General features: G+C 72.0%; 12 protein-coding genes. 5 read left to right on the top strand and 7 right to left on the bottom strand.

Annotation, left to right across the window (positions count from 1 at the left end):
• Window positions 1-196 precede the first annotated feature (196 nt).
• A complete protein-coding gene (locus ABH928_RS05600) occupies window positions 197-1,414 on the top strand; it encodes a hypothetical protein (RefSeq protein ID WP_370062634.1) in 1,218 nt (405 codons plus the stop codon).
• A 45-nt stretch (window positions 1,415-1,459) separates the two neighbouring features.
• Here ABH928_RS05600 and ABH928_RS05595 read toward each other — a convergent pair whose 3' ends face one another.
• Window positions 1,460-1,927 (bottom strand): DUF6194 family protein, encoded by a 468-nt coding sequence (locus tag ABH928_RS05595; protein ID WP_370062632.1) that lies wholly within the window; start codon window positions 1,925-1,927, stop codon window positions 1,460-1,462.
• A gap of 78 nt (window positions 1,928-2,005) precedes the next feature.
• Here ABH928_RS05595 and ABH928_RS05590 point away from each other — a divergent pair, with 78 nt between their 5' ends.
• On the top strand, window positions 2,006-2,743 hold the full coding sequence (locus ABH928_RS05590; RefSeq protein WP_370062630.1) for a MerR family transcriptional regulator: 738 nt from the start codon (window positions 2,006-2,008) through the stop codon (window positions 2,741-2,743).
• 13 nt (window positions 2,744-2,756) lie between these two features.
• On the opposite strand, the gene ABH928_RS05585 is transcribed toward ABH928_RS05590, so the two are convergent.
• On the bottom strand, window positions 2,757-3,155 hold the full coding sequence (locus ABH928_RS05585; protein WP_370062628.1) for a winged helix-turn-helix transcriptional regulator: 399 nt from the start codon (window positions 3,153-3,155) through the stop codon (window positions 2,757-2,759).
• Between the two features lie 80 nt (window positions 3,156-3,235).
• On the opposite strand from ABH928_RS05585, the gene ABH928_RS05580 reads away from it, so the two are divergent.
• Window positions 3,236-4,747: an MFS transporter gene (locus ABH928_RS05580; protein ID WP_370062626.1), complete on the top strand. Its 1,512-nt coding sequence runs from the start codon at window positions 3,236-3,238 to the stop codon at window positions 4,745-4,747.
• A 177-nt stretch (window positions 4,748-4,924) separates the two neighbouring features.
• Here ABH928_RS05580 and ABH928_RS05575 read toward each other — a convergent pair whose 3' ends face one another.
• Together ABH928_RS05575 and ABH928_RS05570 are read right to left on the bottom strand one after the other, a co-directional pair.
• Complete coding sequence (locus ABH928_RS05575) at window positions 4,925-6,037, bottom strand: C45 family autoproteolytic acyltransferase/hydolase (protein WP_370062624.1); 1,113 nt, start codon at window positions 6,035-6,037, stop codon at window positions 4,925-4,927.
• Window positions 6,038-6,175: 138 nt separating this feature from the next.
• Window positions 6,176-6,517 carry an ArsR/SmtB family transcription factor gene (locus ABH928_RS05570; RefSeq protein ID WP_370062622.1) on the bottom strand — a complete coding sequence of 114 codons (342 nt, stop codon included), beginning with the start codon at window positions 6,515-6,517 and terminating at the stop codon, window positions 6,176-6,178.
• A 193-nt stretch (window positions 6,518-6,710) separates the two neighbouring features.
• On the opposite strand from ABH928_RS05570, the gene ABH928_RS05565 reads away from it, so the two are divergent.
• Together ABH928_RS05565 and ABH928_RS05560 are read left to right on the top strand one after the other, a co-directional pair.
• Complete coding sequence (locus tag ABH928_RS05565) at window positions 6,711-8,207, top strand: MFS transporter (protein ID WP_370062620.1); 1,497 nt, start codon at window positions 6,711-6,713, stop codon at window positions 8,205-8,207.
• Between the two features lie 31 nt (window positions 8,208-8,238).
• Window positions 8,239-8,994: an SDR family oxidoreductase gene (locus tag ABH928_RS05560; RefSeq protein WP_370062618.1), complete on the top strand. Its 756-nt coding sequence runs from the start codon at window positions 8,239-8,241 to the stop codon at window positions 8,992-8,994.
• Here the strand turns inward: ABH928_RS05560 and ABH928_RS05555 are convergent.
• From ABH928_RS05555 to ABH928_RS05545, 3 genes are all read right to left on the bottom strand, one after another.
• A complete protein-coding gene (locus ABH928_RS05555; RefSeq protein WP_370062616.1) occupies window positions 8,963-10,279 on the bottom strand; it encodes an MFS transporter in 1,317 nt (438 codons plus the stop codon). The genes ABH928_RS05560 and ABH928_RS05555 overlap by 32 nt on opposite strands.
• A 74-nt stretch (window positions 10,280-10,353) precedes the next feature.
• A complete protein-coding gene (locus ABH928_RS05550; RefSeq protein WP_370062614.1) occupies window positions 10,354-11,250 on the bottom strand; it encodes an MBL fold metallo-hydrolase in 897 nt (298 codons plus the stop codon).
• 81 nt (window positions 11,251-11,331) lie between these two features.
• On the bottom strand, window positions 11,332-11,751 hold the full coding sequence (locus ABH928_RS05545; RefSeq protein ID WP_370062612.1) for a Fur family transcriptional regulator: 420 nt from the start codon (window positions 11,749-11,751) through the stop codon (window positions 11,332-11,334).
• Window positions 11,752-11,837: the final 86 nt, after the last annotated feature.

Genomic DNA, 11,837 nt, shown 5'->3' with positions numbered 1-11,837 from the left:
CAGCAGCGCCCGGCCAGGCGTTCGCCTGTGGGCGGACGAGCGGCGGACAAGCGCCGTCCGGGGACCGGATCAGCTGCGGATCGGCAGGCCCGCGCACGCCCCGGCCTGACCTGCCGCGATCCCACTCCGCACGCTTGCTGATCCTGCCCGGCGTTGCCGTGTGTGCGGTGTCGGTGGGGTGGGGCAGGCTGGAGGTATGAGCTACGCGGTCACTGTCGACACCCGACGCCCCGAGGAGTCCCCCGGGCTCGACCCGCTGCAGCGGGCCGGCGTCGTCCACCTGCTGCGCGAGGGGCTGGACGCGATCGAGAGCATCGAGGACGAGGACGGTCAGGTCGTCGAGATCACTGACCACTTCATCGGCGTCCATCCCGACGGCGCGCTGCTGAAGGTCTTCGTCGACGCGCCGACCCTGGAGGACGCCGAGGCGGCGGTGGAGGCGGTCATCGGCGAGATCCTCCAGCACAGCGAGCTGCTGTCGGAGTGGACCGTGGACCGGTGCGAGGTCGAGCTGCACCTCGACTCCGCCGAGGAGAGCCTGCAGGCCGCCGACACCCCGGACACACCGGTGGACGGGCCCGCGACCTCCCGCTCCGTCGCCGTCCGCCCGACGATCGAGGCCGCACCGGGCAGTGCCCCGACCGGCTCCGAGCCGCCGATCGGCGAGGACCGCCGCAGACTGCAGCGCGCCTTCCGCGCGCTCGCACCGCGGCTCGCGGGCGTGGGCCCGGAGTCCTTCGGGCTTCCCCACCCCGGCCTCGACGAACCCGACGCAACCGACGCAGCCGATCCAGCCAACGCGGCCAAAGCGGCCAACGCGGCCAAAGCCGCCGACGCAGCGCACAAGCGCGACCGCGCCGCGGCCGAGGACGCCGCGCTCGCCGCAGGGGCGCTCGTCTACAGCATCGACATCCTCATCGACGAACTCTTCGCCGACATCGAGACCCTCGGCGACGGCCCCAATGCGGCCGAGTGCGAGGACGGTCTGCTGCAACTCGAAGGACTGCCACCACAGTTCGCCCATCTGTACACGCCGCGCTTCGCCCGCAAGCTGCTGGTCACCGCCGTCACGCTCACCGACCGGCTCTGCCGACCCGACTTCGGGCGACCGAGCTGCGTCGCCGAGGAACTGCTGCTGCGCCTGCTGTTGGAGGCCACCGAGGCCACCCTCGACCTGCACGGCCTGCTGGACCCGGGCGTCCGCAAGTCCCTGCTCGCGTTCCAGGCGAGCGTGTACGAGACCCTCGACCACGAGTGGCTCTACGCCCCGCCCGCCACGGACGCGCTGGACGAGGGCCCGGCCGCCACCTCGCCCGATTTCGCTCCGTCCTCCATCGACGCCTGGTTCACCCCGTTCGACGCCGACCGCCCGGTCCACCCGTACACCACGGACGCCGACGGGTTCGGCGGGTGAACGCTCCGGCCGCTCGGTCGGCCGCTCGGTCGGTCGGCCGTCCCGTCAGCCGGTCTCCGCGCGCCGCTCGTGCCGTGCGCGGGCCAGGCGGTGGGCCTCGCTGAGCAGCTCGCGGATGGCTCCGTCGGTGCGCGGGCCAGGGTTCACCACGGCCAGCCAGCCGAGCGTGCCGTAGACGGGGTGGGCGAACACCGTGTCGTCGGCACCGGCGTCACCCTCGCCGTCGAGGCCCGCTTCGCGCGGTGCGTGCCCGGTCCACCGGACGAACGCGTCCCGCCCGGAGGCGACGTTGACGCGGAACGCGTCCGGCCGGTCCAGCCGGGAGGACGCGTCGCCCGGGTAGTCCTTGGTCACGATCGTCGCGAAGGGCTGCGGCTCCGTCGGGTTGACGCCGTCGGGGGCGAGGTAGCAGAACGCGTCCCCCCAGCTGATCTCAGGGGAACCGTCGCCGGGCACGGGCCTGACGGTGAGGACGTCGCCGAGGCCGTCGATAAAACTTAGGATCTCTTCCATGGTCATGTACTCCAGCGTGGCATTCATGTCCTCGTGGAGACTTCTGCCGGCCACGTGGTGGAGAGCAAGGGAGTTCGGGTGACAGGTCTCAAATCGTCGCCCCTGCGCACCGTCGACGTCGCACGCCGCGCCGGCTGCTCGGTCCAGCAGATCCGCAACCTCGAACGCGACGGCGTGCTCCCGCCCACGACCCGCACCGCGGCGGGCTTCCGCGTCTACGCGGAGGTCCACGTCCGCTCTGCTCTCGCCTACCGCACCCTGGCCGCAGGCACGGGCCCGACCGAGGCCCGGCGCATCGTCCGGGCCGCTCACGCCTACCCCGCTTCGCCGGAGGTGCTCGTCCTGCTCGACGCCGCGCACGCCCGACTGGACGTGGAGCGACGCGACCTGCGCCAGGCACAGGAGGCCGTCGCGGCGATCTCCGACGAGCCGATCGCGGACGTCCGCGCGTTCGACGCGATGAGCGTCTCCGAACTCGCCGCGGCGCTGGGCGTGCGCCCGTCGACCCTGCGCCACTGGGACGCGGAGGGCCTCGTCGTGCCCGACCGCGACCCCCACCGCGATCCGGCCCGCGCCACCCGCCACTACACCCCGGCCCAGGTGCGGGACGCCCGCATCGTCCACCAACTCCGCCTGGCCGGTTACCGGATCGAGCCGCTGCGGGCGCTGATGCCGGAGCTCCGGCGCGGCCGTCGGACGTCGGACCTCGCCACCGCCCTCGGCGCCAGGGACGCGACGGTCAACGCCCGCTCCAAGGCCCTGCTCGACGGCACCGCAGCCCTCAGCGCGCTGCTCGCACCGAGGGCTGCGGGCTGAGAAACCCGCGTCGTCAGGCCACCTCGGCCGCCTGCGCGGCGTCGTAGGCCTCGTGGGCGCGGACGATGTCGGTGCTGTGCCGCTTGGCCCAGTCGACCAGCGTCATCAGCGTCTCGTGCAGTTCCATCGCCATCGGCGTGCAGGCGTACTCGACCTTGGGCGGGACCGTCGGATAGACCGTGCGCTCCAGCAGGCCCTCGCGTTCGAGCTTGCGCAGGTTGAGGGTGAGCATCCGGCGGCTGATGCCCTCGATACTGCGCTCCAACTCGGTGAAGCGCACCGGTCCCTTCGCCGCGGCGACCAGGATCCCGATGGCCCACTTGCCGGCGACCCGGTCCAGCACCTCCGCAACCGGGCAGGCCGGGTTCTCCTCCGTGACCGGGTCGGTCACAGAAATGTGACTGCGTGACATAAAAGTGCCTCCTTCCGCCTCGGGCGATGGTTACACAAGATGGTCTCAGTAACAAAAGGTTACCCATGAGAGGCCCGTTCATGCCTGCCCAGCCGCTCCCGGCCCCGTACTCGTCGCCGCCCACCCGCAACGCGTCCCGTTCGCTCGCCCTGGCGATCCTCTGCGTCGGCCAGCTGATGGTGATCCTCGACGGCACCATCGTGAACGTCGCGCTGCCGACCATCCAGCAGAGCCTCGGTTTCTCCCCGTCCAGCCTGGCCTGGGTCGTCAACGCGTACCTGATCCCGTTCGGCGGCCTGCTCCTCCTCGCCGGACGGCTGGGCGATCTGCTCGGCCGCAAGCGGGTCTTCGTCGTGGGCCTGGTCGTCTTCACGGTCGCGTCCCTGGCGTGCGGGCTGGCACAGGACCAGACCGTGCTGCTGGCCGCACGCTTCCTCCAGGGCGCGGGCGGCGCGGTGACGTCGTCGGTCACGCTCGCGATGGTGGTGACGCTGTTCCCCGAGCCGAGGGAACAGGCGAAGGCGATCGGCGTCTACAGCTTCGTGCAGTCCGCCGGAGGCACGCTGGGCCTGCTGCTGGGCGGCGTGCTGACGCAGGCGGTCAGCTGGCACTGGATCTTCTTCGTCAACGTGCCGATCGGCGCGGTGGCCGTGGTGCTCGCCGCCCGCAGGTTGCAGGCCGACGGCGGCACGATCCGGGACGGCAGCAGGAGCACCGACGCGGTCGGCGCGGTGCTGATCACCGCCGCACTGATGCTGGCCGTGTACACCATCGTCGGCACGGCGGGCCACGGCTTCCTCTCCCTCCGCACCGGCGGCTTGGGCCTGGTGACCGCCGTCCTGCTGGCGACGTTCGCCCTCCGGCAGGCGAAGGCCGCCGATCCGCTGCTGCCGCCGCGCATGTTCCGGTACCGCAACGTCATGGGTGCGCTCGGCTCGCACACCCTGATGGTCGCGGGCATGTTCAGCTTCTCGTTCCTGGCCGTGCTCTACATGCAGAAGGTGCTCGGGTTCGACGAGGTGCGGACCGGCCTCGGCGTACTTCCCGTGTCGCTGCTGATCGGGGGCATGTCGCTGCTGGTCGCGCCGCGCCTGATCGGCCGGTGGGGCGGGCGCTCGGTGCTGCTCGTCGCGCTGGCGCTGATCGCGGGCGGGCTCGCGATCCTGGGCCAGGTCTCCGTCCACGGCGCGTACCTCACCGACGTCTTCCCGGCGACGGTGCCGCTCGGCATCGGCTTCGGCCTGGCCATGCCGGCGCTCGCCGGACTCGCCATGTCGGGCGCGACGGCCGGGGACTCGGGCCTGGCATCGGGCATGTTCAACACTATGCAGCAGGTCGGCAGTTCCCTCGGCCTCGCGGTCCTGAGCACCCTGGCCGCCTCGCGCACCGAGACGCTGCTGGGCCACGGCACCTCGCCGGACTCCGCCCTCACTGACGGCTACCAGCTCGCCTTCCGGGTCGGCGCGGGCCTCGTGGTGGGTGCCATCGTGGTCGCCGCGCTCGTGATCCGCACCTCGCCCCGGGCAGCGGCCACGACGCCGCAACAGTCGGAACCGGCACGACGCGAACCTGAAGCGGTGGGCCAGTCGTAGCCCGACGCGCCTCGTCGGGACAGCCAGCGGGCGGCGGCCTCCATGCTGTCGCCGCCGCTGGTGTTGAAGGCGATCGCCGACTGCGGCGCATGCCGCCGCGAAACGGGCACGACTCCGGCGGCGTACTGCCGCGCGCCGGGCCCGTCGTGACCCATCCTGACCTGACGTCAGCTGATGTCAGACCACCGTCCACGCGCTCTCACCTGCCGTGCACGGACCGCCCGCGTGGACGGCGAGTCGGCCGTCCGGGAGGTCGAGCGAGACCGTCGCCAGCGACTCCCACCGCTGGCCGAGCGGCGCGTCCGGCGCGGCGTGGCAGCAGAGGGCGGCGCCCTCGTCCAGGTGGAAGGTCAGCGCGTCCAGTAGCTCGGACCGGTCCGGCTTCGGGCGGCCCGCGGTGCCGGTGCGGAGGGCGGCCAGGCGGTTGAGGGTGTCGGGGTCCTCGGTGGCCATCGCCTCGCCCGTCGAGAGCCGCGCATCGACGAAGTGGTTGGTGCGCAGCAGGTAGCCGTCCGCCTCGGGCTGCAGCAACGCCGGTCCGGCCGGGCTGAGTTCGACGGTGGTCGCGCGGGCACGGCCGACGGCGAAACCGGCCAGCGTGAGCGAACTCGACGCGGCGACGGGCGTCGTGGTGGCCAGCTCCACGGCGGTGTCGACGTCCGTGCAGCGGTCGAGCACGTGCCGGGCCAGGACGTGGACCGGCAGCCAGGCGCGGTCCGAAAGGGACGCGGCGGCGTCCGAGGCGTGGCCGAGGATGTTGAAGTGCAGGCCCAACGCCTGTCGTGGAGCCGGTCCGGCCGCGTTGACGCCGATCTTGCCGACGATGCCGTACTCGGTGACGGTCTTCACGACCCGCCCGTCCGGGTGCTCGATGTGCCAGACGAACCAGCCGTCGCGCATGCCGTCGTGCCAGTCCCAGGTCTGCAGGGTGACCGGCGGGCGCCCGTCGGCGGGGACGTGGACGACGGTCGAGCACTCCGGGTGCTGGCGCCCGAAGCGGCCGAGGATCTCGGTGCGGGCGTTGAGTGCGGCGACGCGGTGCAGCGGCAGTTCCGCCCCTCGGGCGATGCCGTCGATCTCCTCGGCCAACTCCGGCGCGAGCGCGGCAATGTGCCCGAAGGCGGCTGCCGCCGCGCTGGCGACGTCCTGCGCCCCGGCGCCGGTGGCCCGGAACAGCTCGTCGTAGAAATCGGCGGTGCGCCTGATCCGGTCCGGGAAGGCGCGACCGAGGAGCAGGCCGCGCTGGCCGGGAGCGCTGGCGGGGGAACGGAAAACCGTGGGGGCGGTCATGATCGCGATGCTCCTCGGCGCAGAGAATCTCAGGCGGACATCAGGCGGGCCAGGCGGGCCTATGGACGGGCGCCAGTATTGGTCACTCATCCAACAATGCGCCCAGTGGCCCCGTCAAGCACCCGGAACCCACGCCGACTACTCCGCCATGACCAGCGCCAGCAGCCCGGGGAACCGTGCATCGAACTCCTCGCGGCGCAGCCGGTTGAACCGCTTCGCGCCTGCGTCGCGCTGCTCCAGCAGACCCGACTCGCGCAGGACCTGGAAGTGCCGGCTCAGCGTGGCCTTGGTGACCGGCACATCGAAGCTGCCGCAGGCGCGTTCCCAGTCAGGCACGCCCGCCAGGGTGCGCACGAGGGTGCGCCGGATCGGGTCGGCGAGCGCGAGGAGCGCAGTCTCCAGGCTCACTTCGACCAGGTCCGCATGAACGGGCGCAGCCCGGTGACGCGCACCGGCGACGCGATCCTCCGTCTGTGCCATGGCAGTTGCCCCTTCTCTCTTCTTCGTCCGACGCGGCAGGAGTGGATTGCAAAGTGTTCGACGCTCTGCTAACACTATGGGTGTTCGCACTACGACGAACACTCTACCTCGGGGGCAGCTCACCACACGACCGCCGTCCGGTCCCTGTCCTTTGCCTCCCCACGCCGCCACGCGCGGCACGGAAGGAAGAGCAATGCCGCACCACCCCGCCGTCCGCACGCCCCACGCCGTCCGCACCCGTCCGGGCCTGACGCTCTTCGCGGCCTGCCTGGGCGCCGTCGTGATCATCCTCGACGTCAGCGTCGTCAACGTCGCCATCAAGGCGCTCTCCGCCGACTTCGGCGGCAGCCTGTCCGGTCTCGAATGGGTGGTCAACGGGTACACCCTCACCTTCGCGGGCTTCCTGCTCACGGCGGGTGCCATGGGCGACCGGTTCGACCCCAAGCGGATCTTCGTCTGGGGGTTCGTGGTCTTCGCGCTCGCCTCGCTCGCCTGCGGCGCGGCTCCGGACCTGGTCGCTCTGATCACCGCGCGCATTGTGCAGGGCGTCGGCGCGGCCATGATCGTGCCCTCGTCCCTCTCGATCGTGAACACCAACTTCCCCGACCCGGCCCGGCGTACCCGCGCCGTCAGCCTGTGGGCGGCGGCCGGTGGTCTCGCCCTGGCGCTCGGTCCGGTCGTCGGCGGAGTGCTGGTGGCCACCGCCGGTTGGCGCTCGATCTTCTACGTCAACCTCCCGGTCGCCGCGATCGGCGTGGTGATCACTGCCCGGTACGCGCGCGCTGCCGCACCGCGTGACGCCGCGGCGACGCGGTCCGCGCGCGGGCTCGACCTGCCCGGTCAGGTCCTCGCCGCCGTCGGTCTGGGCGCGCTGACCGGTGCCGTGGTCGAGGCGAACGCCCAGGGGTGGAGCTCCCCGCTCGTGCTGACCTGCCTGGCGGTCTTCGTGCTCGCGCTCGTCGGCTTCCTCGGCGTCGAGCGGCGCAGCGCGGACCCGATGCTCCCGCTGCAGCTGTTCCGTCACCGGGTCTTCGGGACCACGTCGTTGATCGGGGTGCTGATCAACTTCTCCTTCTACGGCCTGATCTTTGTGCTCAGCCTCTTCTTCCAGCAGGTGTGGGGCTTCTCGCCGATCCGTGCCGGGCTGGCGTTCCTGCCGATGACGGCGGCGATCATGGCCGCCAACCTCTCCTCCGGCCCGCTGACGAAGCGTTACGGCACGCGCACCGTCCTGGTCGTCGGCAGTGTGCTCGCCGCCGCGGGCTACCTGCTCACGCTCCCCGCGGTCGGCGGACACTCCTACCCTGCGATGCTCGCGCAGTTCCTGGTCGCCGGGTTCGGGACCGGCCTCGTGGTCCCGGCGATGACCAACGCCATGCTGACCTCGGTCGACCCCGCCCACGCGGGCATCGCCTCGGGCGTGCTCAACGCCTCGCGGCAGGTGGGCGGTCTGATCGGTGTCGCGGTGATGGGACTGCTGGTCGGTCAGGCCTCCTCACCGCACTTCCGCGCCGGGCTGCAGACCGCGCTCGCCACCGCCGTCGTGGCACTCGCGATCAGCGCGGTGCTGAGCGCGGTCGGGATCCGGGCGCGCCGCGCGGCGGACGCTGCCTCCACCCGCCTCATCGCCCGCTCGAACGCTCCCGCCGCGGCCGGAGTCGAGACGGCGGAGCCGGTCCGGTCGGCGTAGGCTCCGCTGGTCGCAGTCGAAAGGCGGGGGGATGGACGTGGGGCTCACCGGGCGGACCGTGGTGATCACCGGTGCCGGACGCGGCTTCGGACGCGGACTGGCGCTGCGGATGGGCAGGTTGGGAGCCAGGCTGTTCATCTCGGCGCGCAGTCTGGAGTCCGCCGAGCGCGTCGCGGACGAGGTCCGCGCCGACAGCGGCACGGAGATCCACGCCTCCGCCTGCGATCTGTCCCGGCCGGAGACGATCCCGGCCTTCGCCGAGCGGGTAAGCACCCAGACCGACCACGTCGACGTCCTGGTCAACAACGCCGCGCGCTACCTGCACGGCCCCGACCTCTGGGACGCCGACGACGCGGCGATCGCGGACACCGTCGCGTCCGGGGCCACGGGCACGGTGCTGACGACCAAACACTTCCTGCCGCTGCTACGGAAGTCGGCGGCCGGTGCGGACGTGGTCAACCTGGTCTCCTCGGCGGCCGAACCCCGCAACCACCGGTCCGACGCACACCCGGCCTTCTACGCCGCCAAGGCCGCCCAGGCGGGCCTCGCCGACGTCCTCTCCGCCCGCCTGCGCCCGGAGGGGATCCGGGTGATCTCGCTCTATCCGCCGGACTTCGACGACAGCGACCCACTCGACGCGAACGCCGCCCGCCCGAACCGGTCGGACCGCTCGGACCGCTCGTCGAACAGCCCGCTGTCGGCCGATTCCGTGGCCGACTGCGTGCTCTTCGCCCTCGGCCAGCCGCGCGACTGCTTCACCCGCTCGTTCCACTTCGAGCAGCTCTGAGCGGCGTCCCCTCCGCCTCCTCTCCTGCTGCCACGGCGAGTTGGTCCTGTCGCCAGGGCAGCAGCAGACCGCTGGCCAGGCAGAGCACGCCCGCCACGGCGACAGCCGTCCGGATGTCGGCGAACGCGGCGACCGCGCCGCCGAGGACGATCGCGAGTGGCTGCGCGGCCTTGGTGCTGACGGACCATGCCGTCATGACGCGCGCCAGCATGTCGTCCCGCGTCGCCGACATCCGGTAGGCGACGAACGTCGGGTTGAAGACCCCGGCCGCGAAGAGCAGCGCCGTGTCCACCACGACCAGGAAGGCCAGCCCGAACGGTCCGGCCGGCACCCAGGCGAGCAACAACAGCCAAGGGGCGCGCACCACTCCGAAGAGCAGCAGCATCCGGTGCGGACCGAGCCGCCGGCTCAGCCGGGTCGTGAACCGCGACCCCAGCACCCCGCCCAGGCACGGCAGGCCCAGCGCCAGCCCGTACTGCCACGGCGCGTAGTGCAGGTCCCGCAGCATCAGCACGGCCAGCAGCGGACTGCTCATCATCACCGCCCCGCTGAACAGCAGCGAGTTCCAGAAGAGCGGACGCAGGCCCGGATGCCGGAGGATGGCGTGCCATCCGGCGGCCAGCTCAGCACGCTGTGCTGCTTTCCCCTCGGCTTGCGACGGCCGCGTCGGCGGCGCGGGCTCGGGGCGTCGGATGGCGCGGACGCCAACGGCCGACAGCAGGAAGGAGAACGCGTCCACCGCCATGGTGACCGTCGCCCCGCACGCCCCGATCAGCAGGCCGCCCAGCGGCGGGCCGGCCGTCTGGCTGATCCAGTCCGTGGTCGCGAAGTGCGCCGCGGCGCGGAGCCGACCGGCGGACGACACCAGCCCCTTCAGATGCGCGGTCCCCGCCACCCCGAACGCGATCGCCGCAGCCGCCTGGACCACGCCGACCACGCAGAGCTGTGCGTACGTCAGGACTCCGAGCCCGGCCGCCACCGGCACGCTCGCCAGCGCGACACAGCGGACCAGGTCCGCCGCCATCATGACGGGCCGTTTGGTCCGGTACTCGATCCGGCTCCCCAGCGGCAGCGCGATCGCCGCCCCGGCCAGCGCCGACAACGCGGCCAGCAGCGAGACCTGGAACGTCGACACGTGCAGCGCCAGCACCGCGACCAGCGGCAACGCCCCGGCCCCGACGGCACTCCCCGCCGCGCTCACCGCGTAGGCGGTCCACAACCTCCGGAAGTCCCGCCCGAGGTCCCGCCCGAGGTCCCGCGGCTCGTCCGTCGGCGAAGAGATCATGACCGCCGAGCATAGGACGTGCTCGGAGCAACGGAACAGCGGGAGGGCTCACTCCGGATGTGTGAGTCCTCCGCTCACCACTGATGCGAGGCGAAGTCGACCGGCGTCGGCCGCAGTTGACGCGTGCGCGCGGTCAGCGCGCGCAGTTGCTCGGCCATCTCCTCGGGCGCGAGGTGCTTGCGGTCGCCGTGCCCCGGCAGCACCCAGGCGAAGCGCAGCTGGGGTGCGGTGCGGGTCAGCGAGGCCGCCAACTCCCGGATGGAGTACCAGGTCACGTGCTCCGCGACCGCGAGCGCGCCCTTGGTGCGCGACCAGTAGAGGCTGTCGCCGCTGAAGCAGTACCGCTCGTCGGCGACGAACAGGACGCTGCCCTCGGTGTGTCCCGGGAGCGGGTAGGCGATCACGCCCTGCGCGATCTCGGTCGGCTCGATGCCGCGCAGCACCTGGTCGGCGTCGCGGGCGGCGGCCAGGTCGCCCTCGTGGATCCACAGCCGCGCACCGAACCGGTCCGCATACCGGCGACCGTGGGCCGCGTGGTCCCGGTGCGTCAGCAGGACGTCGGTGACCTGGCCCGACGCCTCGTACCGGTCGGCGAGCGCGGCGGACCAGCGCGGCGTGTCGACCATCATCTGCGTGCCGTCAGGCCGGCGCAGCAGGTAGGAGTTGGCGGCGGCAGTGTGCGGCGAGTTGTGGCCGCAGAACAGGACGTTCTCATCGAGCGCCATCGGGTACGGGTCCGCGGCGGTGTCGAGCGGCTGCTCCGGTTGCCGGATCGACCGCGTGTGGCAGGCGAAGGCGGCGGCGTGCATCCGGGCGAGCTCGTCCGCGTCACGCGGCTGCCGCACCACCTCCGAGCGCCCGCCGACCTGCTCGATCAGCCCGGGCGCCAACTGCCGCGCCACGTCGCAGTTGGTGCAGCGGTCGTCCACGTACCAGTCGTTGTGCGAGCCGTCGTGCGAGCCGTCGTCCATGGCACTCCCCCGGTGCGGTGCTGTCGATCTCGGCCTTCGGCGGGCGAACCAGCTCAGGCCTTGACCCTCAGGCTATGACCCTCAGGCCTTGGCCGCGCAGTCCGGGCAGAGCCCGCGGTAGGTGACCTCGACGCCGGAGACGGCGAAGCCGAAGCGCTCCGTCGACGGCAGGGCGATGAGCGGGTCACCCGTTGGGTGGACATCGCGGATGGTGCCGCAGGACTGGCAGATCAGGTGCTGGTGCGCGTGGTGGGCGTTCGGGTCGTAGCGCTTGGCGCGGCCGTCCGTGCTGACTTCGAGGACTTCGCCGAGGCTGACCAGCTCGCCGAGCGTGTTGTAGACCGTCGCCCGGCTGATCTCCGGCAGCAGCTCCACGGCGCGCGCGTGGATCTCGTCGGCGGTGAAATGAACGTGGTCGCCGTCCAGGACCTGGGCGACGACCCGCCGCTGCGCGGTCAGCCGCCAGCCGCGGGTACGGAGCCGTTCCAGCAGGTCGCTCATGCGTCGAGGGTAGCAGCCACTCGGATGTTGTTCGAGATTGGTGTCGGCATTGACTTAGACAAGGTCTAAGATAGGGTTCGAGGCGG

It is taken from the genome of Streptacidiphilus sp. MAP5-3 (genome assembly GCF_041262505.1).
GTDB lineage: Bacteria > Actinomycetota > Actinomycetes > Streptomycetales > Streptomycetaceae > Streptacidiphilus.
The sequence above is the reverse complement of the archived record's forward strand: the minus strand, read 5'-3'. Positions and strand labels throughout refer to the sequence as shown.